At 62.8% G+C, this 26,742-nt stretch carries 28 protein-coding genes, 1 tRNA gene and 3 pseudogenes; 15 read left to right on the forward strand and 17 right to left on the reverse strand.

What is annotated here, in order from left to right:
* Nucleotides 1-44 precede the first annotated feature (44 nt).
* Nucleotides 45-608: a DUF4337 domain-containing protein gene (locus tag ACVDG8_RS35025; RefSeq protein ID WP_447252558.1), complete on the forward strand. Its 564-nt coding sequence runs from the start codon at nt 45-47 to the stop codon at nt 606-608.
* Nucleotides 609-661: 53 nt separating this feature from the next.
* Nucleotides 662-1,367: pseudogene (locus tag ACVDG8_RS35030) on the forward strand (hypothetical protein).
* Nucleotides 1,368-1,374: 7 nt separating this feature from the next.
* Here the strand turns inward: ACVDG8_RS35030 and ACVDG8_RS35035 are convergent.
* The 3 genes from ACVDG8_RS35035 to ACVDG8_RS35045 all read right to left on the reverse strand — a co-directional run bounded on the left by ACVDG8_RS35035 (nt 1,375) and on the right by ACVDG8_RS35045 (nt 3,620).
* Complete coding sequence (locus ACVDG8_RS35035) at nt 1,375-2,142, reverse strand: RES family NAD+ phosphorylase (protein ID WP_447252560.1); 768 nt, start codon at nt 2,140-2,142, stop codon at nt 1,375-1,377.
* Nucleotides 2,102-2,479, reverse strand: a complete 378-nt coding sequence (locus ACVDG8_RS35040) for an antitoxin Xre/MbcA/ParS toxin-binding domain-containing protein (RefSeq protein WP_371010905.1) — start codon at nt 2,477-2,479, stop codon at nt 2,102-2,104. Before ACVDG8_RS35040 ends, ACVDG8_RS35035 begins: the two co-directional genes overlap by 41 nt.
* A gap of 70 nt (nt 2,480-2,549) precedes the next feature.
* Entirely contained in the window at nt 2,550-3,620 is a 1,071-nt protein-coding gene (locus tag ACVDG8_RS35045) for a diguanylate cyclase domain-containing protein (protein ID WP_447252561.1), read from the reverse strand.
* Nucleotides 3,621-3,937: 317 nt separating this feature from the next.
* Between ACVDG8_RS35045 and ACVDG8_RS35050 the strand changes: the two genes are divergently transcribed.
* Together ACVDG8_RS35050 and ACVDG8_RS35055 are read left to right on the forward strand one after the other, a co-directional pair.
* On the forward strand, nt 3,938-4,357 hold the full coding sequence (locus ACVDG8_RS35050; protein ID WP_447252562.1) for a GFA family protein: 420 nt from the start codon (nt 3,938-3,940) through the stop codon (nt 4,355-4,357).
* 77 nt (nt 4,358-4,434) lie between these two features.
* Nucleotides 4,435-4,794: a diacylglycerol kinase gene (locus ACVDG8_RS35055; RefSeq protein WP_447252563.1), complete on the forward strand. Its 360-nt coding sequence runs from the start codon at nt 4,435-4,437 to the stop codon at nt 4,792-4,794.
* Nucleotides 4,795-4,837: 43 nt separating this feature from the next.
* On the opposite strand, the gene ACVDG8_RS35060 is transcribed toward ACVDG8_RS35055, so the two are convergent.
* Together ACVDG8_RS35060 and ACVDG8_RS35065 are read right to left on the reverse strand one after the other, a co-directional pair.
* Nucleotides 4,838-5,434, reverse strand: a complete 597-nt coding sequence (locus ACVDG8_RS35060) for a DedA family protein (RefSeq protein WP_447252564.1) — start codon at nt 5,432-5,434, stop codon at nt 4,838-4,840.
* Nucleotides 5,431-5,994 (reverse strand): DUF1003 domain-containing protein, encoded by a 564-nt coding sequence (locus ACVDG8_RS35065; protein ID WP_447252565.1) that lies wholly within the window; start codon nt 5,992-5,994, stop codon nt 5,431-5,433. Before ACVDG8_RS35065 ends, ACVDG8_RS35060 begins: the two co-directional genes overlap by 4 nt.
* A gap of 91 nt (nt 5,995-6,085) precedes the next feature.
* Between ACVDG8_RS35065 and ACVDG8_RS35070 the strand changes: the two genes are divergently transcribed.
* From ACVDG8_RS35070 to ACVDG8_RS35080, 3 genes and pseudogenes are all read left to right on the forward strand, one after another.
* A complete protein-coding gene (locus tag ACVDG8_RS35070) occupies nt 6,086-6,799 on the forward strand; it encodes a DNA-3-methyladenine glycosylase I (RefSeq protein WP_447252566.1) in 714 nt (237 codons plus the stop codon).
* A 160-nt stretch (nt 6,800-6,959) separates the two neighbouring features.
* Complete coding sequence (locus ACVDG8_RS35075; RefSeq protein WP_447252567.1) at nt 6,960-8,639, forward strand: NAD+ synthase; 1,680 nt, start codon at nt 6,960-6,962, stop codon at nt 8,637-8,639.
* 394 nt (nt 8,640-9,033) lie between these two features.
* A pseudogene (locus ACVDG8_RS35080) lies at nt 9,034-10,838 on the forward strand (ABC transporter ATP-binding protein).
* A 145-nt stretch (nt 10,839-10,983) separates the two neighbouring features.
* Here ACVDG8_RS35080 and ACVDG8_RS35085 read toward each other — a convergent pair.
* A complete protein-coding gene (locus tag ACVDG8_RS35085) occupies nt 10,984-11,517 on the reverse strand; it encodes a hypothetical protein (protein ID WP_455707438.1) in 534 nt (177 codons plus the stop codon).
* Nucleotides 11,518-11,597: 80 nt separating this feature from the next.
* Here ACVDG8_RS35085 and ACVDG8_RS35090 point away from each other — a divergent pair, with 80 nt between their 5' ends.
* Nucleotides 11,598-12,272, forward strand: coding sequence for a hypothetical protein (locus tag ACVDG8_RS35090; RefSeq protein ID WP_455707439.1), 675 nt, complete (start codon nt 11,598-11,600; stop codon nt 12,270-12,272).
* Between the two features lie 182 nt (nt 12,273-12,454).
* Here the strand turns inward: ACVDG8_RS35090 and ACVDG8_RS35095 are convergent.
* The 4 genes and pseudogenes from ACVDG8_RS35095 to ACVDG8_RS35110 all read right to left on the reverse strand — a co-directional run.
* Nucleotides 12,455-12,928: pseudogene (locus ACVDG8_RS35095) on the reverse strand (NUDIX hydrolase); the annotation flags it as partial.
* Between the two features lie 301 nt (nt 12,929-13,229).
* Nucleotides 13,230-13,730, reverse strand: coding sequence for a xanthine phosphoribosyltransferase (gene gpt, locus ACVDG8_RS35100; RefSeq protein WP_447252570.1), 501 nt, complete (start codon nt 13,728-13,730; stop codon nt 13,230-13,232).
* A 153-nt stretch (nt 13,731-13,883) separates the two neighbouring features.
* On the reverse strand, nt 13,884-14,717 hold the full coding sequence (locus ACVDG8_RS35105) for a universal stress protein (protein WP_447252571.1): 834 nt from the start codon (nt 14,715-14,717) through the stop codon (nt 13,884-13,886).
* Nucleotides 14,718-14,811: 94 nt separating this feature from the next.
* Entirely contained in the window at nt 14,812-15,552 is a 741-nt protein-coding gene (locus tag ACVDG8_RS35110) for a competence/damage-inducible protein A (RefSeq protein ID WP_447252572.1), read from the reverse strand.
* A 130-nt stretch (nt 15,553-15,682) separates the two neighbouring features.
* Here ACVDG8_RS35110 and ACVDG8_RS35115 point away from each other — a divergent pair, with 130 nt between their 5' ends.
* From ACVDG8_RS35115 to ACVDG8_RS35125, 3 genes are all read left to right on the forward strand, one after another.
* A complete protein-coding gene (locus ACVDG8_RS35115) occupies nt 15,683-16,657 on the forward strand; it encodes an alpha/beta fold hydrolase (protein ID WP_447252573.1) in 975 nt (324 codons plus the stop codon).
* Nucleotides 16,658-16,837: 180 nt separating this feature from the next.
* Nucleotides 16,838-17,122: a hypothetical protein gene (locus ACVDG8_RS35120; protein WP_447252574.1), complete on the forward strand. Its 285-nt coding sequence runs from the start codon at nt 16,838-16,840 to the stop codon at nt 17,120-17,122.
* Between the two features lie 171 nt (nt 17,123-17,293).
* A complete protein-coding gene (locus ACVDG8_RS35125; RefSeq protein ID WP_447252575.1) occupies nt 17,294-17,575 on the forward strand; it encodes a hypothetical protein in 282 nt (93 codons plus the stop codon).
* Between the two features lie 61 nt (nt 17,576-17,636).
* Here ACVDG8_RS35125 and ACVDG8_RS35130 read toward each other — a convergent pair whose 3' ends face one another.
* Genes ACVDG8_RS35130 through ACVDG8_RS35140 form a run of 3 tightly spaced genes read right to left on the reverse strand, consistent with a single transcriptional unit; the run spans nt 17,637 to nt 19,367 of the window.
* Nucleotides 17,637-17,876, reverse strand: coding sequence for a DUF2188 domain-containing protein (locus ACVDG8_RS35130; protein ID WP_447252576.1), 240 nt, complete (start codon nt 17,874-17,876; stop codon nt 17,637-17,639).
* Nucleotides 17,857-18,267, reverse strand: coding sequence for a DUF982 domain-containing protein (locus ACVDG8_RS35135; protein WP_455707440.1), 411 nt, complete (start codon nt 18,265-18,267; stop codon nt 17,857-17,859). Before ACVDG8_RS35135 ends, ACVDG8_RS35130 begins: the two co-directional genes overlap by 20 nt.
* Entirely contained in the window at nt 18,264-19,367 is a 1,104-nt protein-coding gene (locus tag ACVDG8_RS35140; protein WP_447252578.1) for an NADH:flavin oxidoreductase/NADH oxidase, read from the reverse strand. The genes ACVDG8_RS35135 and ACVDG8_RS35140 overlap by 4 nt, the downstream gene beginning before the upstream one ends.
* A gap of 155 nt (nt 19,368-19,522) precedes the next feature.
* On the opposite strand from ACVDG8_RS35140, the gene ACVDG8_RS35145 reads away from it, so the two are divergent.
* Entirely contained in the window at nt 19,523-20,101 is a 579-nt protein-coding gene (locus tag ACVDG8_RS35145; protein WP_447252579.1) for an NUDIX domain-containing protein, read from the forward strand.
* 62 nt (nt 20,102-20,163) lie between these two features.
* Here ACVDG8_RS35145 and ACVDG8_RS35150 read toward each other — a convergent pair.
* Nucleotides 20,164-20,250 (reverse strand) — tRNA-Leu (locus ACVDG8_RS35150).
* Between the two features lie 136 nt (nt 20,251-20,386).
* Between ACVDG8_RS35150 and ACVDG8_RS35155 the strand changes: the two genes are divergently transcribed.
* Together ACVDG8_RS35155 and ACVDG8_RS35160 are read left to right on the forward strand one after the other, a co-directional pair.
* Nucleotides 20,387-20,785 carry an ankyrin repeat domain-containing protein gene (locus ACVDG8_RS35155; RefSeq protein ID WP_447252580.1) on the forward strand — a complete coding sequence of 133 codons (399 nt, stop codon included), beginning with the start codon at nt 20,387-20,389 and terminating at the stop codon, nt 20,783-20,785.
* A 278-nt stretch (nt 20,786-21,063) separates the two neighbouring features.
* The gene (locus tag ACVDG8_RS35160; RefSeq protein WP_455707441.1) at nt 21,064-21,234 is read left to right on the forward strand and encodes a hypothetical protein; all 171 of its coding nucleotides are present in this window, start codon (nt 21,064-21,066) and stop codon (nt 21,232-21,234) included.
* A 291-nt stretch (nt 21,235-21,525) separates the two neighbouring features.
* Here the strand turns inward: ACVDG8_RS35160 and ACVDG8_RS35165 are convergent, their stop codons facing one another.
* Nucleotides 21,526-22,191, reverse strand: a complete 666-nt coding sequence (locus ACVDG8_RS35165; RefSeq protein ID WP_447252582.1) for an outer membrane protein — start codon at nt 22,189-22,191, stop codon at nt 21,526-21,528.
* Nucleotides 22,192-22,381: 190 nt separating this feature from the next.
* Here ACVDG8_RS35165 and ade point away from each other — a divergent pair, with 190 nt between their 5' ends.
* A complete protein-coding gene (gene ade, locus ACVDG8_RS35170; RefSeq protein WP_447252583.1) occupies nt 22,382-24,199 on the forward strand; it encodes an adenine deaminase in 1,818 nt (605 codons plus the stop codon).
* Between the two features lie 13 nt (nt 24,200-24,212).
* On the opposite strand, the gene ACVDG8_RS35175 is transcribed toward ade, so the two are convergent.
* Together ACVDG8_RS35175 and ACVDG8_RS35180 are read right to left on the reverse strand one after the other, a co-directional pair.
* Nucleotides 24,213-25,376: an alpha/beta hydrolase gene (locus tag ACVDG8_RS35175; RefSeq protein WP_447252584.1), complete on the reverse strand. Its 1,164-nt coding sequence runs from the start codon at nt 25,374-25,376 to the stop codon at nt 24,213-24,215.
* Between the two features lie 117 nt (nt 25,377-25,493).
* On the reverse strand, nt 25,494-26,603 hold the full coding sequence (locus tag ACVDG8_RS35180) for an alpha/beta hydrolase (protein WP_447252585.1): 1,110 nt from the start codon (nt 26,601-26,603) through the stop codon (nt 25,494-25,496).
* Between the last annotated feature and the right edge of the window lie 139 nt (nt 26,604-26,742).

Consider the following 26,742-nt stretch of genomic DNA (forward strand, 5'->3'; position numbering starts at 1 on the left):
CTGCCCGATTATCTTGTCCGGCAAGTATACCGGCGGAGACGTCAATGGAAGACGCGACACAAGAGCATCTTGAGCATGCCGAGCATGCCGAACATGCCGCGCATGAGGGCAATCCCTTTCTGACCACGGTCTCGGTGACCATAGCGGTGCTGGCCGTATTGGCCGCTACCGTCGGCAGCTTCGAGTCGCTCGAAACCGCCGAGTCGATCAACGATAAGAGCGAGGCCGCCTATCTGCAGAACAAGGCGAGTGACCAGTGGAGTTTCTTCCAAGCCAAGAGCATAAAGAAGAACAGCTATGAGATCGCGGCCGCCATGGGTGGGCCGGCCGCAGAGCAGTTCCGGGCCAACGCGAAGCGCAACGAAGCCGATGGCGAAGAAATACAAGCCAAGGCGACCGACTTCGAAAAGCAGGTCGATGAAAAGCTGCGCGACAGCGAAGTTCGCGAACATCGGCACCACGTGCTGACATTCGGCGTCACACTGCTGCACATTTCCATCGCGGTCGCGACGCTGTCGATCATTACCCGCGGCAAGCGCTGGCCCTGGGTGGCGTCATTGGCATTGGGCGCCATGGGCATCATCGCGGCCGGTTTCGCCTATGTCTGACGATCCGGGGAAACAACGCCCCTCCACGGCCACTTCTCAGTGAAGGAACGATAATGCGTCACCAGCATGCCGTCATTCATCATCGCGGGCTCGACTTCTGGTCGGCCCGCGCCGCGGTTCTCGTCATCATCTGCCTGCAGCTTCTGGTCATCAACAATCTGTCCTTCGGCCCGCGCTGGCTGGCCCCGACGATCGAGGCGGCGCTGCTCGTGCCGCTGTCGATTGCCACGGCCTGGACGCAGATGGCGACGCAAAAGGCCGTCGGTCACGAGCATTGGTACACGATCGGCCAATTCCGCCTCTATATCCGCCGCGCCGCGCTGGTGATGACCGGCGTTATCAGCGTCATGAATTGCGGGGCGCTGGTTTTCCTGGTGCGGGCACTGCTCGAAGGCCATGCCGGCGCCGGCACGACGCTGCTCGTCGATGCGCTCAACATCTGGGTCACCAACGTGATTGTCTTTGCGCTGTGGTTCTGGAGCACGGATCGGGGCGGCCCGCCGACCTGCGGCCTGGTCAAGCGAGCGCAGGCGGATTTCCTGTTTCCGCAGATGACATTGCCCGACCGCGAGACCGGTGACTGGCTGCCCGGCTTCGTCGACTATGTCTTCCTGGCCTTCACCAATGCGACGGCGTTCTCGCCGACCGACACTTTGCCGCTCACGCAGCGCGCCGAAGCTTTTGATGATGGCCGAAGCGATGATCTCGCTGCTGACGATCGCGCTGGTTGCCGCGCGGGCGGTGAACATACTGGCTTAAGCCGACCTCAGTGGCCGCGCTCCCAGCGCATGTCGGCCAGCCTCGGATCGGCAAAGGCGGCGCGCGGGAATTCGAGCCGCTTGTCGGGGAATTCGCAGATCGCCTGGATGCCGAACGAGCCGATGCGGATGCGCCATGTCTGCGGCTCGATCGGCTTTGCCTTGGCGAAGCCCTGGCATGTCAAAAGCGCGATGTTGGCGCCCTTGGGATCGCGCACCGATCGGTAGCGGATCGCCTGCATCCCGGCGTCGCGCGCCACGTCGGCGATTGCCTGGCAGGCGTTGTAGTCGGTCGGATGCGTCCAGGCCTGTTCATCGCGATCGAGCGGCGGGCGCGTCAGGTCGACGGCCGTCTCGCATTTGATGGCCGCGGCGAAGGCGGTGTATTCGGCGGCGTCGTTCGGCCATTGCGTCTGGGGCGATTCGGCGAAGAACAGCAGGCGGTAGAAGGCCATTTCCGCCACCGCGGTCAGCACGGTCTCGGCGGCGTAATAAACACCTCTGGTCTTGCCGGCGCGACGGAAACGCGAACCATACGGATAGACCGAACCGTAGCGAAACGGCGTCGCCAGCAGATAATGGAGGTGGCGGCATTCCATTGGGATCTGAGGCTTGGTGTCTTCGACAAGGTCCTCCAGCAGCGCCTGCTCGTCGAGCGTGTCGACGAGCTTCAGCGTCGACACGCGATGCTGCGCCTCGACCATGCGCCAGTACTTGCCTTCGAGCCTTACAGCCTCAGACGAGAGCGCGTCGGGAGTCCAGATAGGCAATGACATCGACAAGTCCGGCAATGGTCAGGATCTTTTCGAGCGGGGAGCCGTCGAACACCGTATTGGGGTTCTTCAGCCATGCCCGCGCGACACTCTCGTCGCCGCCGACGATGGCGTCGAGCGAGCGGAACAGGCGCACGAACAGCACCGCAAGCTCGAACGGCTTGGTGCCGCGTTCAAGCTGGAATTCCTGCTTGCGCATGCGCGAGACCGTTGCTTCCGAAACGCCGATGACCAGAGCGAGTGTCCTGGCGGTGATGTCGAGCAGGTCGGCCGCGCGCAGCGTGGCCTTGGTGATGACGGCATTTTCGGCCGCCGCCGCGGCCGCGACTGGACGTTGCATAAGCGCACCCTTTCATTTCTGTGGAAAATATAGGCCACAAAAATTCATTTGGAAAGGGCTGAGCCGGATTTCAGTCTTTCTTGTAGAGCAGCCAGCCCTTGCTGGGGCGGTTGGCCATCGCCGAGTGCCTCGCCACCCGGTTGCGGCCACCGACCTTGGCGCGATACAGCGCCCGGTCGGCCTTGCTGTACAGATCCTCGGGGTTTTCGGCTTCCGAAGCCATGCAGATGCCCAAGGACACGGTCACGGTGCCATAGTTAGTGCCGGTCTGGCTGCTGGTGAACGGTGTCTGTTCGATCAGCGCGCGGATGCGCTCGGCGATCTCGTAGGTGGCGTCCTCGCTGGCGCCTTCGATGATCAGCGCGAATTCCTCGCCGCCGGTGCGCGCGACGAACATGTCGGAGCGCACGTTGGTCTGGAAGATCTCGGCGATGATCTGCAGGATCTTGTCGCCAACCGGATGGCCGTAGCGATCGTTGATGTCCTTGAAGTGGTCGATATCGGCAAGGATCAAGGCGTTGAACAGGATGCCGCGATTGCTGTTGTAGATGCGGGTGATTTCCTTGTCGAAGGCGCGGCGGTTCCACAGCTGCGTCAGCGGATCGGTATCGGCAAGCCGCTTGTATTCCTCGAGCTTCGACTTGACGCTTTCGAGCTCGGCGGTCTTTTCGCTGAGCGTGCTGGCAACCTGGCGGTTATGATCCAGCGTCGAATGGGTCGCGGCCGACATGGCGGAGGCGATCTTGTGCAGCAATTCCTGCGAAAGCAGGCTGCGATTGTTCAAGCCGCTGGATGTTTCGTCGAGAATGCGGCCGTATTTTTCGACATGTGTGCGCTCGCTGCGCAGCAGTGCCGCGACATCCTCCAACTCCCTGGCGATTGCGTCACGAGCAAGCTCGACGATGGCCGGGCCATGGTGTTGCGGAAAGAAGGTGCGGCCGATGCGGTCAAGCTCGTCCTGTGTCGGCCGGTTGCTCAGCGACACGACGGCAAGGCTGAGTTCCCGGTTGCTGCCGGTCAGCGCTTCGTAAAAGATTTCGTAGTTGCGCGGCAGGCCGAGCACGCCGAGCTGGCGCATCGTGGCCACGACCGAACTGACGATATCGGTGTTCCTGTCGGTGGGGATGGGGGCCGGCTGCATGTTCAGAATACAATCCCTTCGCGCCGACCCTGCGATCGCCGGATGTCGCTCATGCGGGGATTGCCCTGAATCGCACCATGCAAAGGCGGCTCCCCAATCACCACCTTCGCTTGTTCGAAACATAAATGCAGTAGCGCTAAAGTTTCCTTAACGGCCTGCATTTCCTCACTGTTTCCGCTACCCCAGGCTGCAGCGCGGTGTACGCGACGGTTTTCGAAAGACGCCCCCTCGATGTCGCATTTGCCCGTACCTTGCGGGCGCAAAAATGGAATTCTTCCCGGCAGCCACAATTGCTAAAAGCGTCGAAGGAGGCCGGGATGGACGACAGCCACAGTGGATCATGCCTGTGCGGAGCAGTGCGCTTCCGTACACGAGGCCCGCTGCGCGGCGTGGTCTATTGCCACTGCTCGCAATGCCGGCGGCAAACCGGCCATTTCGTTGCCGCAACCGCCTCCAAGGATGCCGATATCGAGATAGAAGGGGCCGATGCGCTCGCCTGGTACGGCGCCTCCGACGTGGCCAAACGCGGCTTCTGCCGCATTTGCGGCTCGCTGCTGTTCTGGAAGCACAATGAATTGGACACGATCTCGATCATGGCCGGCTCGTTCGAGAAACCGAGCGGCCTCTCCGGCGAGAGTCACATCTTCGTCGGCGACAAGGGAGACTATTACTCGATCGACGACGGGTTGCCGCAGTTCGAGTTGTCGACATCATCGATAAAGGTCGCAGGCGACTGAATTTTGGGGCGGCTGCCTTATTCCCTTGATCCCGCCATTGCGATATCCCCTGCCGGTGACTCGCAAAGGGGCTTGGCATGCAGCGGCTGATCGATGCTTTCGTCAATTCGGTGCGGGCGTTCCGCAAGCTCGCCGCGCATGAAAAAGCGTTCCAGCAGGAGTTGCTGCTGCTGGCACTTGCGCTGCCGGCCGGCTGGTTCATATCAGTGTCCTGGCGCAGCTACGCCTTGCTGGTCGGCGCTGTCCTGCTGCTGATCATGGTCGAAGTGCTCAACACCGGCATCGAGGCAGCCTGCGACGCGATTTCGCGCGAGTTCCACATCGATATCCAGCTCGCCAAGGACTGCGGCTCGCTGGCGGTCCTGATCTCGATCGTGATCGCCGGCGGCGTCTGGGGCATCGCCATCATCGAGCGCCTTCTCGGCGCGCCGATCTGATCCGACAAAAAGTCGAATTTGATCCGACGGGGTCGCTCCGGCGTCACGAGCCCGTCTCTTCCTTGGCGCGTTCGCGCCCTGCAACGTGATGACCAACCAGCCAGGCGACAATGGCGACAACGATGCCGACGGCAAGCGCGATGAGCAACCGCTCATGCCGGGCAAAGGCCTGACCCACCAAGTGTTCGGCGCCCAGCCCGAAGACATAGCCGATGCCGCTGAACAGGACAGCCCAGGCCGCCGAAGAGATGGCGTTGAGGATGACGAAGCGCGGCACGGATACGGCCGACAGGCCGGCGGCGATGCCGCCGACGAGGCGCATGCCGTAGATGTAGCGGTTGGTCAGCACGAAAATGTTGGGGTGGGTGTTGAGCAGGCGATAGGCGCGGCTGAAGCCCGGCCGCCGGCGCAGCCTTCTCACATAGGGATGGTCGGCAAAGCTGCGGCCGAGGGTGAAGAAGCCGGTGTCGCCGGCGAAGGCGCCGAGGAAAGCGGCCAGGAAAGTATGCCAGAGCACGAAGACATGCTGATGCGCGAAGAAGCCGCCGAGGATTGCAGCACTTTCCCCCTCGGCGACGCAGCCGAGGAAGACGGCGATCAGTCCGTACTGCTCGATGAGATGGTGGACGATCTCGCTCATTGGGTTGCCGGCCGCGCCGACAGCTTCTCGTCGATCCGCCTGAGCTGCTCGGCCATGCGCAGGATCTCGTCGCGCATGCCGATGATCTCGCTGTGGCGCAATTCGTCGAGTTTCTCGTGCAGCGCCATGATTTCGATCTCCGCCTTCAGATTGACCTCGTAGTCATGGGCGGCGTCGATGCGGTCGCGCTCGGTCTGGCGGTTCTGCGACATCATGATCACCGGCGCTTGGATTGCGGCAATCATCGACAAGATCAGGTTCAGGAAGATGAAGGGGTAGGGGTCGAAGGCATCACGCGTCAGCAGCCAGGCGTTGCCCGCGGTCCAAACGGCGAGAAAGGCGAGGAAGCCGAGGATGAAGGACCACGAGCCGCCGATCCTGGCGATCGTGTCGGCGACGCGGTCGCCATAGGTCTGATGAAACGCGACGGCCTTGTTGGTGTCGCGCGTGATGGTGGTGCGTTCAAGCGTCGACTGCAGCACGCGGCTTTCGAGCGGACCAAAACCGTCCGGCTTTCGCTTCAGCAGTCGGTTCGCCATGTCTTCGACGATCTTGTTCATCCTGTCCCTCCTTCGCCAGAGCCCGGATAGAGGTAGAGGCTGCCGGGCCGAACGGGAAGTGATAGATTGATGGCAACAGGCGAGGACACGAATGCTTGATTTCGAGAAAATCCGGGCCCGAGCGGCAAAGCGCAAGGGCGGAGATGCCGTGCTGGCGTCTCTGCTGGGGCCGATGCCCGATAATGCCGCGGTGGCCAAGATCCCGGACGACCGCATCCTGTCGACCATGGCCGAGCGCGTCTTTGCCGCCGGCTTCGTCTGGCGCGTCATCGAGCAGAAATGGCCGGGTTTCGAAGAGGCGTTCCTCCATTTCGAGCCGAAGCGGCTTTTGTTCCAGCCCGACGATTTCTGGCACGAGCTGACCGCCGACAAGCGCATCGTGCGCAACCCGCAGAAGATCAAATCGGTGCGCGACAACGCCGCCTTGGTCGAGCGCGTGTCGAAGGAGCATGGCGGCTTCGGCAAGTTCCTGGCGCAATGGCCGGCCGACGATCAGGTCGGACCGATGGCCTGGCTCGGCAAGCACGGCAGCCGGCTCGGCGGCAATACCGGCCAGTATTTCCTGCGCTGGCTGGAATGGGACGCCTTCGTCATTTCGGCCGACATGGCAGCCGCGCTTCGCGATGCCGGCCTCGACATCGCCGAAAGCCCGACCTCGAAACGCGACCTCGACAAGATCCAGGCGCAGATCAACCAATGGTCGGCAAAAACCGGCCTGCCGCGCCGCCACATCTCGCGCATCCTGGCGATGTCGATCGGCGAGAACCATTCTGTTGAAACGCTGAGCGCGTACGCGGGCGACTAAGCCGGATCGGGATCGAGATCGATCAGGATATGATCGGCTTCAGCGATCATGAGGATACGATCTTCGATCGATCAGGGACATGATCGGTTTCACCGATCAGTCCTATTTGGCATAAGCAAACGCCATTGCCCGGCGATTTCGGCCACGCTACATCCACTCCATGACCAAGACCGCTCCCGATATCCTGCGCATCGCTGTCGCTCAGCTCAATCCGACCGTTGGCGATGTCGCCGGCAACCTTGCCAAGGCGCGCGAGGCGAGGGCGGATGCGGCGCGCCAGGGCGCCGACCTGGTGCTCTACACCGAGCTTTTCCTCGCCGGTTATCCGCCGGAAGACCTGGTGCTGAAGCCGGCCTTCCTGAAGGCCTGCGAGAAAGCCGCGCAGGATTTCGCCAAGGATACGGCCGATGGCGGGCCGGGCGTCATCATCGGCACGCCGTTGAAGCGCCCTACGGGCACGCATAATTCCATCGTCTTCGCCGACGGCGGCAAGATCATCGCCGAGCGCTACAAGCTCGACCTGCCGAACTATGGCGAGTTCGATGAGAAGCGTGTCTTCCAGCCCGGACCGGAGCTGCAGGGTCCGGTCAATTTCCGCGGCGTGCGCATCGGCATCCCGATCTGCGAGGACATATGGGGCGACATCGCCGTCTGCGAGACTTTGGCAGAGACCGGCGCCGAGATACTCCTGGTGCCGAACGGCTCGCCCTATTACCGCGCCAAGATGGACGTTCGCCATCAGATCGTCATCCGACAGGTCATCGAAACCGGCCTGCCGATGATCTATGCCAACCAGCTTGGCGGCCAGGACGAGCTGATCTTCGACGGCGCCTCGTTTGCCATCGGCGCGGACAAGACGCTCGCCTTCCAGATGAGCCAGTTCGAGGAAGCCGTCGACGTCACCACCTGGAAGCGAAAGGATGACATTTGGGTCTGCTCGGAAGGCCCGATGTCGAAAATCCCCGAGCGGGAGGAGGCCGACTATCGCGCCTGCATGCTTGGGCTTCGCGACTACGTCAACAAGAACGGCTTCAAGAATGTCGTGCTCGGCCTCTCCGGCGGCATCGACTCGGCGATCTGCGCGGCTCTTGCCGTCGATGCGCTCGGCGAGGAGCGGCTGCGCACCGTGATGATGCCCTATCGCTATACATCGAGGGATTCGCTGAAGGATGCCGAGGATTGCGCCCGCGCGCTCGGCTGCCGCTACGACATCGTTCCGATCTCGGAACCGGTCGAAGGCTTCATGCACGCGCTGACCCAGTTGTTCGAGGGTACCAAGGAAGGCATCACCGAGGAAAACCTGCAGAGCCGCGCGCGCGGCACGATCCTGATGGCGATCTCCAACAAGTTCGGCTCGATGGTCGTCACCACCGGCAACAAGAGCGAGATGTCGGTCGGCTACGCCACGCTTTACGGCGACATGAACGGCGGCTTCAACCCGATCAAGGACCTCTACAAGATGCAGGTCTATGGCCTGTCGCGCTGGCGCAATGCGCATGTGCCGCCGGGCGCGCTGGGACCCTCCGGCGAAGTGATCCCGAAGAACATCATCGACAAGGCGCCGTCGGCGGAGCTGCGCGAGAACCAGACCGACCAGGATTCGCTGCCGCCCTATCCGGTGCTGGACGACATCCTGGAATGCCTGGTGGAGCACGAAATGAGCGTCGACGACATCGTCGCGCGCGGCCATGAGCGGGCGACGGTGACGCGCATCGAGCACCTGCTCTATATCGCCGAGTACAAGCGCCGGCAGGCGGCGCCCGGCGTGAAGATCACCCGGAAGAATTTCGGCCGCGACCGCCGCTATCCGATCACCAATCGGTTCCGCGACCGCGGGTAACGGTCGTTTTGCTGCGGAATTTTCCGGTATCGGACGGGCCATTGTTGCAAAATCGTCTCGGTGGTTGGACCAGATTTGCTTTTGCTCGCGCCCTGCCTTGGCGCGGCGATGAGTCGTCCCTATAAGGGCTTCTCCGCGATTCCTTTTGGGAGGAACGTATGGCAGGTACCAACATCGTTATGCGAGGCCGCGAAGCCTAGGTCTGCGCCGGTGCTCCGAAGTGTCTTCGGAACGCCAGACGCCGAACAGGCATTCGCCGCTGCCGGTCGCCGCCTCAAGGCGCGCGGCCTACCATACTGAACCTCCCGTTTTCGAGGCGCCGCTTGGGCGTCAATGCGGGTTTTCCAATTTTCGATTTTACCGGGACCGGGCTCCTTTGCGCCCGGATGACATCATGGCTCGATTCAAACTCGATCTGCGCGCCAGCGCCTTTCGCAGCGTGCTTGGCTTCACGCTCGGCCACTGGCGGCATCAGCCGTGGCGGCTGTCGTTCATCATGGGCGCCTTCCTGCTTTCGACGCTGGCCGACGTGCTGACGCCACTCTATTCCGGCCGGCTGGTCGATGCCGTCGCCAGCAGCGCCGGCGCCGACGCTGTCGCCTGGAATGCTGCAATGACGGCATTCTCCATCCTGATGGCGCTCGCCCTGGGCGGTGTGGTGCTGCGCAATGCCGCCTTCATGTGGATCGTCGAACTGACACTGAAGATGATGTCGGACATCGCGGCCGATGCCTTCCACCGCGTGCAGCGCTTCTCGACCGACTGGCACGCCAACAGCTTTGCCGGATCGACCGTGCGCAAGGTGACGCGCGGCATGTGGGCGCTCGACCTGCTCAACGACACCATCCTGATCGCGTTGCTGCCGTCGGTCGTCATGCTTGTCGGCTCGACGCTGCTGCTCGGCTGGTTCTGGCCGTTGATGGGCGCGGTGGTTGCTGCCGGTTCGGTGCTGTTCATCAGCGTCACGGCGATGCTTTCGCTCGGCTATGTCGCACCCGCCGCGCGGCTGGCCAACAGCTGGGATACACGGCTTGGCGGCTCGCTCGCCGACGCGGTGAGCTGCAACGCCGTGGTCAAGGGCTTTGGCGCGGAGGCGCGCGAGGAAGCACGCCTTGCCAAGGTGGTTGCCAAATGGCGCCTGCGCACCGCGCGCACCTGGGTGCGCGGCACCATCAACGGCACCACGCAAGGTGCGATGCTGCTTGGCATGCGGGCGGCGGTGATCGGGCTTGCGCTGATGCTGTGGGCCTGGGGCCAGGCGAGCGCCGGCGACGTCGCATTCGTCTTGACCGCGTTCTTCGTCCTGCAGGGTTATCTGCGTGATATCGGCACGCATATCCGCAACCTGCAGCGTTCGATCAACGACATGGAGGAACTGGTCGACTTCCAGTCCGAGCCGCTCGGCATCGAGGACCGGCCCAACGCTGCGACGATCCGCATCACCGACGGCCACATTGCGTTCGACAAGGTGACGTTCCACTACGGCAACCATCGACTGCCGCTCTATCGCGATTTCTCCGTCGATATCGCGGCGGGCGAACGCGTCGGGCTGGTCGGGCATTCGGGATCGGGCAAGACGACCTTCGTCAAGCTGATCCAGCGTCTCTATGATGTGAATGCAGGTCAGATCCTGATCGACGGGCAGGATATCGCGCAGGTGGCGCAGGCCTCGCTGCGCGGCCAGATCGCCATCGTCCAGCAGGAGCCGATCCTGTTCCACCGGTCGCTTGCCGAGAACATCGCCTATGCCAGGCCCGGCGCCACGCAGGCCGAGATCGAGCATGCGGCGAGGCTTGCAAGCGCGCATGATTTCATCGCCGCTCTGCCCAAGGGCTACGGAACCCTTGTCGGCGAGCGCGGGTGAAATTGTCGGGCGGCGAGCGTCAGCGCGTGGCGATCGCGCGCGCCTTCCTTGCCGATGCGCGCATCCTGATCCTCGACGAGGCGACATCGAGCCTCGATTCGGAATCGGAGGTGCTGATCCAGAAGGCGATGGAGCGGCTGATGGTCGGACGCACGACGCTCGTCATTGCGCACCGGCTGTCGACGGTGCGGGCGCTCGACCGGCTGCTGGTCTTCGACCGCGGCCGCATCGTCGAGGAAGGTTCGCATGACGCGCTGATCCGGCTGAGTGGCGGCATCTACCGGCAGCTGTTCGAGCGCCAGGCGCTCGAACTGACCAAGGGACTTGTCAACTGACGAAAAAGGCATCCGGCTTCGGTCGGGTGCCTTCCATCCCACAGGAAAGCTGTCAGCCCGTCAGGCTGGGAACTCCGCGAGCGCGCGCCTTCGCCGGTTCGGATTGCCCCGGCCTCTCCAAATCTTGCGTCTTAAGGTTATTTGTTCATGATGTTAGTTGAGGGAAATTGTTCGCAAACCCTATTCGTGTATTGTCCCGTCGAACAAGCCGGGGATGGCCGACGCACATAGGTGATCCTTGGGAAATATGGCCACGCCCGCATTGCATCTTGTTTCGGCAAATGCCGATCCAGAAAAGCCAGCGGCGCGGGCGGTACTGGACTCTCACCGCAGCTCGGTTCGGCCGCTTGCCCATGAAGATCTCGAGCATGTTGCGGCCCTCTTCCTGACGAAGTTTCGCCGCCGCCGCCGTCACCTCCTCGATCGCGCGATCGCCGAAACGGCCGCGTATATGAAGGAGATCTATCTCGACGGCGGTGAAAGCAACGCCCTTGTGCAGATTACCCCTGAAGGCCGTCTCGGCGGCTTCCTCGGTGTCTTGAAGGCCCGCTACGAGCTCAAGGGAGCGACATTGAATGCGGCGATCATCGGTCCGCTCATGGCTGATCCCGGCGTCGATCATGGCTCGGCCGGACCGCAATTGCTGCGTGCGTTGCATCAAGGCGAATTCGATCTGCAACTGACCGATTCGGCCAACCGTGTGTCCCTGGCTTTCGCGCGCCCGATGAAATACCAGCTCCTGCCGGCGCATTGTCTGGGATGGACCCGCATTTTCCGCCCGGCCGCGGTGGCGGCCGGCATGTTGCGCGGCAAATGGCCGGGCCTGCCTCGCTTCGCTCTCGATCCCTGCGCCAGAGCATTCGACGCTTTTACGAGAAAAAGGTTCGAGCCCCCGTACAGCATTCGTCGTCGCACCGGGTCCATCGCGAGCCGATGGATGCCGATCAATTTGCCGAGCGGTTGCCGACCGTCATATCTGATTACGCGCTTCGGCCGCGTTGGCAGGATGGCGAGCTGCCACGACTGCTCGCACTGGCGGCCAAGAGGCGGGCCGACGGCCCCCTGCATTTCGGTGGGACATACGACGAAGCCGGTAAAATGCTCGGTTGCTACGCTTTCTATGGTCAAGCCGGCGGCATCGCCAACCTGTTGCAGATCCAGGCCTCCGGACCGCACTGGGGCGCTACGCTCGATGGCCTGATCGCGGATGCGTGGACTATGGGCTGCGCAGGCGTCATCGGGCAGACGCAGACCCGGTTCATGCCGCAACTCTTCAGCTACAAGAATGTCTTCTTCCGTTATACCGGCGGGACGATGGTGCGCTCGCGCATCCCCGAGGTCACGGAAGCGGTCCGCTCCGGCGACATCTTCATTGGCGGGTTGATGGGCGACCGGTGGACCCGCCTTAGTTCCGACGACTTCGGCCGTAGCTGACAGTCTTGCCTAGACCGTTTCACCATTCACGGAAACGGCGAAGCGCTCTAACTCTTTGTTTTGACGCAATTCCGGGCGGATGGTTGCGGCGAAGTCGCCGAACTTAACCGCTCACACTTTTCCTGGAATTGCTCAATAGTAAGCGCAGTCAGGGCCTGCTGCTCTGGATCAGGCGAATTTTTGGGGGCGGCGCAAAAGCCGGCGATGACCTGACAAAGATCGGGCTCGTTGACCATGCGGATGGCTTCCGCGCAGCTCACCCATTTGCGCGTGCGCGCGCGCTTCTCTTTCCAGCGATCGGCGACGCGATCGACATGCAGCGGAAAGACCAGAACCTCGCAAGGCACTTCCTCCCCGGAAGCAAGCACTTTGGCGTAGAAATAGCGGCCGGCTTCACGGTGCGAGACGGTGCCGCGCAACCCGGCTTCTTCCCCGGCCTCGCGGGCTGCCGCCTCGCAAAGCGCCTCCCTGGCTTCCGGCCAGCCCTTCGGCAGGACCCAGCGGCCGGTATCGCGACTGGTGATCAGCATGATCTCGACGCCGTCTTTGCCTTCCTGCCAGGGCAAGGCGGCAACCTGCAGGCGACAAGGCGCCGTGCCGAAGAGCCGTTGGACCCTTTCGGCGATATGGTTGTGCGTTGTCGGCCTCGTCAACATTGAAGAAAGCTGCCCCAGCCTCCAGAATCATTTGCCACCTTACAAATCTTACGGCGAATTATCTGCTTTAGAAGTAAAAAAATTCACATGCCGGAGGAAACTCCACCAAAAAAGTCAGTGAGACAAATCGCTAGTTTTCGGCTTGCTTGATTTCAAGGCAAGACATTGCCTGAGCACACCGCGCCCAGACGGATTCGAGCGACGTGTTTTTTGGCGTTTATTTTTGCATGTCGTTTGCGCAAACCGCTGCCCATTTTGCGGCGACATGCAGTTGGGTTGCATTATTTGAAAAAGGCGGCGATCAACCCGCGTGGTCGTCAGCGATCGGCTTCTGGTAGGTGAAGCCCATGTCCCATGGAAAATAGATCCAGGTGTCCTGGCTGACCTCGGTGACGAAAGTGTCGACGAGCGGCCGGCCCTTGGGCTTGGCATAGACGGTGGCGAAATGCGCCTTCGGCATCATCGCGCGCACGATGCCTGCGGTCTTGCCGGTGTCGGTCAGGTCGTCGACGATGAGCACGCCAGACCCGTCATCGGCGAGCAGCGGCGGCGAGATTTCCTTCAGCACCTGCAACTGACCCTGGCTGGTGTAGTCATGATAGGAGGCGACGCACACCGTCTCGATGACACGGATGCCGAGTTCGCGCGCGATGATGGCAGCCGGCACCAGGCCACCGCGGGTGATGCAGACGATTGCCTTCCACTGTCCCTTATTGGCGCCGGACAGCCGCCAGGAAAGCGCGCGGGCGTCGCGGTGGAACTGGTCCCACGAGACGGGAAAGGCTTTTTCGGGAAGGGACATTGTTCGCGCACTCCGCAAGCGCGCGCCGTCGGCGCGCAAAAACACTAGAATGCAGGCGGAATTAGCCGGAAAGCCTTGCTGTTGGCAAGGGACAGCAGACGGACATCCCCGGCTGATCTTCGACCACGGCAGGTGAGGCGGCCTCGACCCGCGTCAGCGCGACAGGAAAGCCGCCACGTTTGTCGTGCGCAGCACCGTGCGGGTGACGCCGCCGAACAGGAGCTGGCGCAGCCAGGAGTGGCTGTAGGCGCCGAGCACAACCAGATCGGTGCCGGATTCTGTGATCCGCGCCTGGATCATGTCGTCTATGGCGACGCCATCGGACTTCTGCACCGAGACGCTGACATTGGCGCCATGGCGCGACAGCGCCGCCGCGATCTCGGAGCCGGCCGCCTCCGGCGCGTCGTCCAGCGTCTCCGGCGGATCGATGACCAGAATGTCCGTTTTGTCGGCCTCGATGATGAAGGGCAAGGCATCGAAAGCCGCGCGCGCCGCTTCCTTGGAGCCGTTCCAGGCCAGCAGCACCCGCCTGAAGGTCGTCACCAACGGCCCGGCATGCGGCACCACCAGCACCGGCCGGCCGGCATCGTAGACCAGCGTGTCGACATCGGCGCTTGGATCACCGCCGGCATCGCGCTGCGCGGCGATGATCAGGTCGGCGGCGCGCACGCTCGATATGCCGCTCAGCGCGCTGTCGCCGGAGAAGCTTTCCAGGCTTCGCCACTCGAAGGACAGGCCCGATTCCTCGATGCGCTTCAGGAAATACGCCTGCAGCTTGTGGGCGCGCTCCTTATTCATCTCGGCCGAGACCTGCAGGAACTCGGTATCCGGGAAGCCGGTGGCCGAGGTGTAGGGAACAGGCAGCGCCTCGGCGTGAATGCCGATCAGATGGCTCTCGAACCTGTCGGCTAGCGGAAGGGCGCAATCGAGCACGCGCTCGGCGTCCTGTTCGTTCTGCAGAATGGCAACCATGGTCTTGAAGCGCATGACGTTCCTCAAATTGCCGGCGCATCTCGCACCGCTGCAGGAACGTCAAAACGCCGTGCTTGGTTCCGGCTCCGATCAAGGCTTCGCGGTCGGATCAGCTTGCCGTGGCCAAGCCCGCAACCATTGCCTCGACATCCTTGCGCGCGGCCTCGAGCGCCTCTTGCGAGCGGGCGCGCACGACGAGCTCGGTCCAGAACTTGCCGTCGCCATATTTGGGGTAGGAGCCGATGATGGTGTCGGGATGCGCCTTCTGGATATCGGCCAGCGGTCCGCCGATCAGTCCCTCGCCGAACGGGCAATGCACCGTCGCCGACAGCATTTTCGTGCCGGCCCTCAGTGTCGGCACGACATTGTCGAGCATGGCCTGGAAGATCGACGGCACGCCGGCCATGACATGGACGTTGCCGATGCGGAAACCCGGCGCGACGGAGACCGGGTTGTCGATGTGGTCGGCGCCACGCGGCATGCGCGACATGCGCTTGCGCGCCTCGGTGAATTCGATGCCGCGCCCGGCATAGCTCGCTTCCAGCAAGGCATAGGCCTTGGCGTCATATTCGCAAGGCACGCCAAAGGCCTTGGCGATGGAATCGGCGGTGATGTCGTCATGCGTGGGGCCGATGCCGCCCGTGGTGAAGACATAGCTGTAGCGGGCGCGCACGGCGTTGACCGCGGCGACAATCTCATCCTCCTCGTCGGGAACGATACGCACTTCCTTCAGGTCGATGCCGATCGCCGTCATGATGTCGGCGAGATGGCCGATGTTCTTGTCCTTGGTGCGGCCGGAGAGGATCTCGTCGCCGATGACGAGCATGGCGGCGGTGACGATTTCAGGCATGACGAGCTCCGGCAAAAAGGGGTCGTCTGAAATAACGCGGCGCGTGGCCGGCCGCAATGCGAAAGCCGGGAGAGCGCTTGTCGCGGCCGCGGTTGCGACTATGGTGCGGCCGGTCAGGTTCGGGTGAACAATGCTGGTATCGATTGTTTCGTGGCTGCTTGGTGGCCTGCTCGCCTTGGCGGTTTTAGTCCTCGTCGGCCTGGTGGTTGCGACCTGGCTTATTGCCGCAAAGGCCGAAAGGCTGGTGCCGGCCTGCGGAAAATTCGTCGAGATCGACGGCAACCGCATCCATTATGCGGAAGAGGGCGGGGGCAGGCCGATCGTCTTCGTGCACGGGCTCGGCGCGCAGCTCCACCATTTCCGCCATACGCTGTTCGGCCGTTTCGGTTCGGGCTACCGCCTGATCGCGCTCGACCGGCCGGGCTCGGGTTATTCGGTGCGGGCAAGCGGCGCGACCGGACGGTTGCCCGAACAGGCGGCGGCGGTGCGGCGCTTTATCGAAGCGCTCGGCCTGGAACGGCCTTTGATCGTCGGCCATTCGCTCGGCGGCGCGATCGCGCTTACCTTGGCGGTCGAGCATCCTGAAGCGATTTCGGGCATCGCGCTGCTCTCGCCGCTGACGCATCTGGAAGCGCGCATACGTCAGCGATTTGACCTGCTCTATATTCCGTCGCGGCTGGTGCGCCGCGTTCTGGCCCATACGGTGGCGATACCGGCAAGCCGGCGTTACGCCGAGCCGACCATGAGGTCCATTTTCGCCCCGCAAGCGGTTCCCCAGGATTATATGATCGGCGGCGGAGGATGGCTCGGGCTGCGTCCGGCGCATTTCTTCGCCACCTCCACGGATGCCGTGGCGGTGGAACAGGATCTTGGTCGTATCGAACAGCGCTATGGCGAGATAGCGATGCCGGCCGGCATTCTGTTCGGTAGCGCCGACCGTGTCATCGGCGAGGCCCTCCATGGCGAGCCGATGCTGGACAAGATCCAGGGGCTCGACTTCGAGCGGATCGAAGGGCTTGGCCACATGCCGCAATTCGTCGATGCCGAGCGGGTTGTCGCCTTCATCGAGCGCATCGCGAAGCGCGCTTTCGCGGACATGACCTGACTTTCGACCGTAACTGCGTCGATCACGCGATGTTGAGCTCTCCGCCGCTCACGAGGACGTCACACTAACGTGTCGAATTCCTTGGTTTTTCGTGATTTCCCGACCGGAACCTTTGCCGTCAGCCCGGGGTTTCATGCGGGTCGCCGATCCAATTCGGCGACCAACGATATGGAGACTCCAATGCTTAGAAAAATGATCGCAGCTTCGGCGCTTGTGTTGGCCCTGGGCGGCTCGGCCATGGCGCAGGCGACCGACGACGATTGGTCGCCGTCACGTGTTCCACCAGCAAGCGACGGTTCCGTACATGCCGATCGCACCACCACCGGCAGCATTTCCGTGGACAGGGATACTTCGGGTCTCAACACCCTCGGCAGTACCGGAGCCGCCGGCCCGTGTGCCTATAACACGCCCGGACCCGACGCCAATGCCCAGGGCAACGTCAACGACCAGTATTGCGGCAAGTAGTCCGCAGTCCCGCCCGCGGCCGCCAGTGCATCGCCGACTCACAGCGTCGTCACACAAACGTGTCGAAGCCATCGGTTCATCGTGATTTTCCCGTCGGAACCTTGCCTCCAATCTGGGGTTTCATACCCGTCGCCGACGAAAATTCGGCGAGTAGATAGAATGGAGACTCCAATGCTTAGGAAAATTATCGCAGCTTCGGCGCTTGTGCTGGCCCTGGGTGGGTCGGCTATGGCGCAATCGTCCGATTGGGACTGGTCGTGGTGGCACCACTGGGGCTCGAGCGAGCAGCGGCCGATCGATCGCACGACCACTGGCAGTATTTCCACGGGCAGGGACACGTCCGGCCTCAACATCCTCGGCAATACGGGAGCTGCCGGTCCATGTGCGGATAATACGGCCGGACCCGACGCCAATGCGAGCGGCAACGTGAACGACCACTATTGCGGCAAGTAATCAGCAGGGTCTCGCCGGCGGCCGGCATCGCATTGCCGGCCGCGGCGCGGCGGGGAACACACTAGTCCGACACTTCGGTTTGCGGCCGGTCGCGTCCATCCGCCAGTTCGTCATGCCACTTGCCATCGGCATCTTCATATTGGATGCCGTCAGTGGCGCCGGCGACTTGCTGCTCGGCCGACGCGATTTCGGCGGCTCGCAACGCCTCCTGGTGGGTGCGGAACGTCTCTGAAAAAGTTGTGCCTACCTTATAGGCCCAGCCGCCGTCATGCTCGACAATCTTATAAGTCAGCTTCGCCATGAAATCCTCCGGTTAAGAGCACTCGCTCAATGCAGCCTTCCGTCGGGCAACCTGTCCTCGGGAACCAGAACTTCCGATTCCTGGCTGCCTCGATCAGGGCGCGGCGCGCGTCCGCAATCGAACGATAACCTTCCAGCGCTTTGAGGCAAGTGTCGAGAGCATTCCGATGACGCTCGCCGCGATTAAGCGGCCAAACGGTCATCAGGCACTCGGCGGCTTCGCGGGTGCTGCTTATCTGGCGATATTTGCCGACATGGCCGAGTTCGACCACCACCGGCGTTTCAAATGGTTTGCTGTCTGTCATGGGCGCCAACGTAAAACGGCCAATTTGGTTGCAAAGGTGGCGGGCACCCTGCGCCCAAACGTCCCAGTCGGCGATCAGCGCATTCATCCCGCCGCCTTCATCCAGTGGCGCATCGTCGCAACCGAGCGCGCCAGTTGCGGCGCCGGATGGATTTCCTCGCCGAAGGTCGCCGCCGCGCGCCAGCCCCAACGAGGATCGGCGAGGAAGGCGCGCGCCAGCGCCACCATGTCGGCGCGGCCATCGGCAATGATCGCATCGGCCTGGCTCGGATCGTCGATCAGCCCGACGGCCCGCGTCGCGATGCCGGCGCCCTTGCGCACGGCTTCCGCCAGATGCACCTGGTAGCCTGGGCCGGTCGGCAGCTGCTGCAAAGGCGAATTGCCGCCGCTGGAGCAGCAGAGATAGGCAACGCCTTCGGCCTTCAGCGCCTTGGCCACCTCGATCGCTTCCTCGACGTCGAAGCCGCCATCGACCCATTCCTTCACCGAAAGGCGCGCGCCCAGCATCATGTCCGGGACCGCTTTGCGCACGGCCCGGACGATTTCGAGCAGGAAGCGCATGCGGTTTTCCAGCGAGCCGCCCCAGCGGTCGGTCCGCTGGTTCGAGAGCGGCGAAAGGAACTGGAAGATCAGGTATCCGTGCGCCGCGTGCAGTTCGATGAAGTCGAACCCGGCGCGCTCGGCCCGCCTGGCGGCTTGCGCGAACCGCGCGACCAGTTGCAGGATTTCCTCCTCCTCCAGCGCATGCGGCACGTTCCAGCCGGTGTCATAGGCGATGGCCGAGGCTGAAACCGTCTGCCAGGGGTCCTCGTCGGGCTGCAACGGCCCGCCGCCTTCCCAGGGCTTCCTGTTGGAGGCCTTGCGGCCGGCATGGGCAAGCTGGGTGCCGAATTTGGCGCCGGGCAGGGCAACGCGCCTGGCGGCGTCGAGCGCTCGCCGGGCGGCGGCCTCGTTGTCGTCGGAATAAAGGCCGAGGCAACCATGCGAGATGCGGCCGCGCCGCTCGACGTCGGTCATCTCGACCGTCACCATGCCGGCGCCCGACATGGCCAGGTTCATCCAATGATAGAGATGCCAGTCGCTGGCGGAGCCGTCTTCGGCCGAATATTGGCACATCGGCGCCACGGCAATCCGGTTGGGGAAGGTGAGGCCGCCGAGAGTGATCGGCTGAAAAAGGGCTGACGTCATGGAAAACTCCAGGGAAAGGTCATGCCTATCTAAGCAATGGTCGGGACCAAGACCACACACGAGCCGGTGAAAAAGTCATGCCGGACCCACCATTCCGCGGATTGCGCGGGCGCACGTTCGCCGCTACCCCTAGCCGCCCAAACACGGAGCTCATCATGGAAGATCGCATTCGTATTCGTTCGGAGGAAGTTCTCTCGGACGACTGGGCGGTGTTGAAGAAAACCGTGCTCGACTACCGCCGGCGTGACGGTCGGTGGGAGACGCAAACCCGCCAGACTTATGATCGCGGCGACGGCGCGGTGATCCTGCCGTTCGATCCGCAGCGCCAGACGGTGCTTCTGGTGCGGCAGTTCCGCTTTCCGGCCTATGTCACCGGCCACCATGAGCCGCTGATCGAGGCCTGCGCCGGCCTGCTCGACGAAAACGATCCGGAAACCGCCATCCGAAAGGAGGCGGAAGAAGAGCTCGGCTACCACTTGAAGAACATTGAGCGGCTGTTTGCGCCCTATATGAGCCCGGGCAGCGTGACGGAGCGGTTGTGGTTCTTCGTCGCGCGCTATTCGCCCGCCGACCGGATTTCCGCCGGCGGCGGCGCGCCGGAGGAGGGCGAGGACATCGAGGTGCTGGAGATGCCGCTGGACGAGGCGCTGGCCGGCATTGCCGATGGCCGCATCGTCGATGCCAAGACCATCATCCTGATCCAGCATTTGAAGCTCAATCCGATGGTGGGTTGAGCCTGTCGTCAGATCGCGAATGGATAGAGATGGCTTGCCTACGAAGCTCGAAGAGCGAAGGGTGGTGCGGGCGACGGGGGTCGAACCCGTAAGTCACTAAGGACGCAGGATTTTAAGTCCTGTGCGGTTACCAGTTTCGCCACGCCCGCAAGTCACCGTGGCATCGGTATGTCACAGCCCATGTCACAAGTTCAAGGTTCCCAGGCCATCTGGCTGCCACCAGGGGCCGAGATGGATGGATAGCGGCCTTTGTACGGCGCTTGAAATGCTCTAACTTCACACCCCATGACTTTCGATGAAGCTCACCGCTGTATCAAGCGCGGGGACTTATTGTCCCTCAATCGCGCTTTAGACGACGGCCTGGACCCAAACCTAGCCAACCGGTTCGCGTGGACTTTGCTCATGCTTGCCGCGATGGAGGGCAACACCCGTGCTGGAGAAGTGCTATTCGCCAAAGGTGCTAAAATCAACGCCGCGAATGACATCGGTGACACGGCGCTTTCGTTGGCAGCGCACGCGGGACAGGTGAAATTCACGCGTTGGCTTCTTTTAATCGGTGCTTCAACCGATTGCCGTCCACACGGACACGATATGGCGACCTGGATCAAGATGAGCTCTGGGCTTCCTGGGGATAAGCTCGCCAAAGTGCTCTCACTCATCGGATACAAAGGACATCTTCACTAGGCCAACGTCCGCAATAGGTCGAACTCGGCCGCTCAGAGTCACTGTGTTTTGGTCCTAAGACACCGCGCCTGTTGAGTTAGAGTTTGCCGGGTTGGGCCATGAAAGGCGACCTCTTTTGGGGGCAAAGCCAGCCCGCATAGATTTAACATTAGTGATATTTAAAATTCGAGATTACCCGAACCGACCTCATTAGCGTTTTTCTGCCAACATCAGGCCTGCTTTAGGGGTGAGGCATGCGTGGGTTAGGCTGGATCAGGGGGCTTCGGGAGGCCGAGGCGTTGAAGTTGCGCGGCGAGGTCGATCGGCTCGAACGGGATCTGCTGAGCGCCGCCAACTCCAAGGCCAAACGCAACCTGCACGAGACCGCGCATGCGCTGCGCTGGCACAAGGCGCAACTGCAGCGGCTGGAGGAATGCCTCGCCGCGAAGCCGGCGCGAAGGCTGGCTTGAGGTCGGCCTGACCGATCCGATTGCAAAGCTGCCGGCCCGACGTATTTACCGTGACGTATTTACCATAAACCCAAGGCGCTCGCGGGGCAGGGGCCGGTTGGAAAGTGGCGCGATCACGGAATTACGGTTTCCAAGGATGCCGCTAGGGTAGCTCACGTGGCGAATCACTCCGCCGCGGCCGGCGTCTATCAGGCCCCTACCCATTCCCCCGCCCCCTGCGGGCGCCGGCCAATCCCTTTCAGCGAACCCTTGAGATGAGAGTTTTCCACCTCGCCACGACGAAGGTGGCTCTCAGAACTTATAGCTGAAATTCACCCCGAGCGTCTGCAACTTGACGTCCTGGTCGCGGTCGGAAAAGGCGTCGGGCGTGTCGAAATGCTCCTTGCCGAAATCATAGTAGCGGTATTGCGCACCGACGACGACGTTGTTGCTGAAAGCGTAGTCGACGCCGGCGCCGAGCGTCCAGCCGGTGCTGGTATGCGTTTGGGCAAAGGCGGCGCCCGCCGCCTGCGAGGTTTCGATGCCGGCGAAAGCGACGCCGCCGATGCCGTAGATCAAAACGCGGTCCATGGCGTAGCCGGCCTTGGCGTTGACCGATCCGAACCATTTGACGTCAGTGCCAACGCTGCCGCCCGGCCCGGCATCGGCCGTGCCGTTGATCGAGGCATAGTTGAGCTCGGCTTCGGCGCCGAGCACCGCCTGGTCGAATTGCCAGAGGCCGGCGATGTGGCCGCCGACAAAACCACCGTCGATGTCAGGCCTGAAAGAGAAGGGGCCGCCATTGTCCCCGGTAATATCGGACCGGCCCCAGCCGTAGCCGGCCTGCGCGCCGGCATAGAAACCTGTCCAGTCGAAGCCCGGCGCGGTCATCGGCAGATCAACGCCCAAGTCCGCCGCCTGGGTTGCTCCCGACAGCAGCATGAGAAGACCGGCACTGGCGAGCGTCAGGCGACGCATCGAGCTCTCCGAAATGGCGGGTTCGAAAGACTCTCATACTCAAACTAGCCCTATTCGGCGCGGAAAGAAATTGCGTTTCTGCAACAGTGGTTTACGCGAATGCCATGCACACGCGGTCTTCGGCTTCGGGTACCGGCTCTGGCTCCGCGCGCCGACATTTGCCAGAGTGGCCGCAGAAAAGGACTCGCCAATGACGAATGCCAAAGCCCAAAGCGCCGCAAAGCCAAAGCCCTGGACCGAGGTGGCGCCGCATCTTGTCGATGTCGCCATGGGGCGAAAGCCCGCCGATCTCGTCATCCGCAACGGGCGCTGGGTCAATGTCCATTCGGGCGAGATCATTGCCGGCACCGATATCGCGATCGCCGCCGGCCGCTTTGCTTATTGCGGGCCGAATGCCGGCCATGTCATCGGGCAGGGGACCAAGGTGGTCGATGCCGGCGGGCGTTATCTGGTGCCGGGCCTTTGCGACGCGCATATGCATGTCGAAAGCGGCATGGTGACGGTGACGGAATTCTGCCGCGCCGTCATCCCGCACGGCACCACCTCGATGTTCATCGATCCGCATGAGATCGCCAATGTGCTGGGTCTGCCAGGCGTTCGCCTGATGCATGACGAGGCGGTCGCCATGCCGATCAACGTGCATGTGCAGATGCCGTCCTGCGTGCCGTCGGCGCCCGGGCTGGAACATGCGGGCGCTGAATTGACGGTGGCCGATGTCGCCGAAGCGATGACCTGGGAAAACATCATCGGGCTCGGCGAGGTGATGAATTTTCCAGGCGTTGCCGCCAATAATCCGGTGATGTCGGGCGAGATCGCCGAGACGGTCAAGGCCGGCAAGACGGTCGGCGGGCACTATGCCTCGCGCGATCTCGGCCTGCCTTTCCACGGCTATGTCGCCGGCGGCGCCGAGGACGACCATGAAGGCACGCGCGCCGAGGATGCGATCGCGCGCGTGCGCCAGGGCATGAAGGCGATGCTGCGGCTGGGATCGGCCTGGTACGACGTCGCCTCGCAGATCAAGGCGGTGACCGAAGGCGGCATCGATCCGCGCAACTTCATCCTGTGCACCGACGACAGCCATTCCGGCACGCTGGTGCATGAAGGCCATATGGATCGTGTGGTGCGCCATGCGATCAGCCAGGGCCTGAAGCCGGTGACGGCGATCCAGATGGCAACGCTCAACACAGCCCAGCATTTCCGGCTGGAGCGCGAGATCGGCTCGATCGCACCGGGGCGGCTTGCCGATATGCTGATCGTTTCCGATCTCGCCCAGATGAGCATCGATGAGGTCTATGGCCGTGGTGTGCGGCTGGCCAAGGCCGGCAAGCTCGAGATCGACATTCCGGCCTATGATTATCCGAAGTCGGCCAAGGACACGGTCAAGCTCGGCAAGAAACTGGCGGCCGCGGATTTCGACATCGCCGCGCCGCAAGGGGCGAACGAGGTGCGGGTGCGGGTGATCGGCGTGATCGAGAACCAGGCGCCGACGCGCGCGCTGGAAGCCGATCTGCCGGTCGAGGACGGGCTGGTCGCCATGGACCGCCGCAACGACATCTGCCAGATCGCCCTGGTCGAACGCCATCGCGGCACCGGCGGCGTCACCAACGCGTTTGTCTCCGGCTTCGGCTATATGGAAGACTGCGCGATGGCGTCGAGTGTGGCGCATGACGCACACCACATCATTTGCGTCGGCACCAACAAGAAGGACATGGCGCTGGCGGTGAATCGCTTGGGTGAGGTCGGTGGCGGCGTCGTGCTCTACTCGAAAGGCAAGGAACTGGCGCTGGTCGAGATGCCGATCGCCGGGCTGATGTCGGATGAGCGCGCCGAGATCGTGGCGGCCAAGGCCGATCAACTGACGGCGGCAATGCGCAAGGTCGGCTGTTCGTTGAACAACGCCTATATGCAGCACTCGCTGCTGGCGCTGGTGGTCATTCCGGAGCTCAGGATTTCCGACGTCGGCCTGGTCGATGTGACGACGTTCCAGAAAGTCGACCTGTTCATCTGAGACCCCCGGAGCGTCAGCCGCCGGTGGCGATGGTCAGCACCTTGAACGGCGTGGTGATGACGACCTCGGCTACCGAGCCGACCGCCTTGCCCAGACCCTGGCCGATATCATTGAGCTGCGCCTGGTTGGGCTCATCGGGCGCAAGGCCGGCAGGCGTGCGCAGGCGGTTGCCGAGCAATTGCACCAGGATCGGATTGTCGGCGAACTTGGCATGGTTGAGACCATCGTCGCCACCCTTGGCCTTGGTCAAATCGACCACGACGACGCCATAGCTTGCAAGGTCGGCCGCGTTGCCATAGTCGCCGACACGCGGCTTGTCGCCGGAAATGAAGCTCGACAATTTCAGCGCCCGGTCGTCGCCCGAGAGCAGGATGGCGAAGGGTTTGTTGGGCTTGCCGTAACGGATCATCTGTTTCTTGAAAACGTCGACATCGATGTCGGGCGAGGCAAGGACGACGTAGCCGAGCTTGCCGCCGAGATCGCGGTCGCCGGTGATGGCAAGCTGGCGCAGCGCCTCCATCGTCAGCCAGGTTCCCATCGAGTGGGCGATGATGTCGATGCTTTTTACCCGCGTCTTGGCCAGCATCCTGAGCGTGGCTTCGAGATCGTCGCGCGCGGCGGTCGAGCTGTCCTTGTCGTAGATGTAGCCGGTCGTCTTGGCGCTCGAAGCCCATGAGAACAGCACCGGCGTGCCCGGGTATTTGGTGTCATGCGCGATCTGCGTCAGCCTGAAGACGCCGTCGTCGAAGCCATTGTTGAAGCCGTGCACGAAGACCAAAGCGCGGTCGCCGCGCATGGAAATGTCGGCGCCGACCGCCTTGGCAAATTGCTGTGCGTCGCCGTAATGGACGACATCGGTGGCGCTGAATTGCTTGGCCGGATTGCTGTCGGCCGAGCCCTTGGCGCGCTCGATCGCGCCGACCTGATGGATCTTCGGGACGGTGACGTCGACACGGGCATAGGAAGTGGTCAGCGAACGATCGCCGCCGAACACCTGCCGCGGATCCTTGATCGCCTGCTGGCGGGTGGTGGCGACGAAAATCTCGTGCGTGGCCGCGATGTCGGAGGCGGGCACCGTCACCAGCTTCCGGTTGAGCAGGTCATGCGTGGGGCCGGCGCAGCCGGTCAGGGCGAGCGCGAAGGCAAGGCCAAGGACGATCTTACAGCGCACGGTCACCCGGGATCCCCCAAGGGCGGCAAACCTCTATCCCCATTCCGATAAAGCCAGAGGGCGGCCGGGTCCAGTTCAAAGTCAATATGCAAGACGGCAACGATGCCGTCCCGCGTGGCGGCGTTACTGGCCGGCAAGCTGGCGGATGCGGTCCGTCACGTCACGATCGCTGGCAAAGCCGTCGTCCTCGCGCAGCCGCTGGCCGATCATCTGCACCATCATGGGATTGTCGGCGAATTTGGTGTGGTTGAAGCTGTCGGTGCCTTTGACCTTCGAGAGGTCGACCACCGTCACACCATAGGAGGCGAGATCGGCGGCGTCCCTGTAGTCGCCGACGCGCGGCCGCGAGCCGGCGATCAGGCCGGACAGCCGCAGCGCGCGGTCGTCGTCGGAGAGCAGCAGGATGAACGGCTTGTCCGGCTTGCCGTAGCGGCGCATCTGGCTCTTGAAGACGTCGACGTCGATGTCCGGCGAGGCCAGCACGACATCGCCGAGCTTGCCGTTGAGATCGCGGTCGCCGGTGATGGCGAGCTGGCGCAGCGTCTCCATCGTCACCCATGTGCCCATCGAATGGGCGACGATGTCGATGCGCCGGGCGCCTGTCTGGGCCAGCATCCGCAGCGTCACCTCGAGCTGGTCGCGGGCGGCGGCGGCACTTTCCTTGTCATAGACATAGTCGGTGGTCTTGGCGCCGGAGGCCCAGGAGAACAGCACTGGCGTGCCCGGATAGCCGGAATCATGGACGATCTGCGTCAGCCGGTAGACGGCATCGTCAAAGCCGGTGTTGTAGCCATGGACGAAAACCATGACGCGGCCGCCACGGGCCTCGATATCGGCGTTGAGCGCGCTGGCGAATTTCGGCTGCGTGTCGTAGCCGACCATTTCGGAGGCCATGAAATACTTGGTCGGGTCGTTCGACTTGCCGCGCGAGCGCCGCTCGATCTGGCCGGTCTGGTGGATCGGCGGCACCGTTACGCTGACACGGGCGTAGTTGAGCGTCGCCGAACGCTCACCATCAAAGACCTTGTTCGGATCGTCTGAAGCCTTGCGCGTGGTGGCGATGAAAATCGCGTGGTTGCCGGCGATCTCGGTCGCCTGCGTCGGCACGACGACGCTGCCCAGGATTTCCTGTGTCTGGTGGCCCGCGCAGCCCACCATCAGCAGGGCAAGGGCAATGATGCAAATCGTCTTCAAATGCACGTTGAAAATTCCACTCCGGCCGCAAAGGGCCATCCCACCTCCGCGAACCCTCCCGGACAGGCGAAGTGCGGCCAAAGTAAGTCGTGTCCACCGGAAATCCGGGCAGCACCAGGCGACGACCGCGGCACTGTGGCGCGAAAGCCGCCAAATTCGCTGGCAAGCAGGCGGTCGA

It is taken from the genome of Mesorhizobium sp. ORM8.1 (assembly GCF_053005525.2).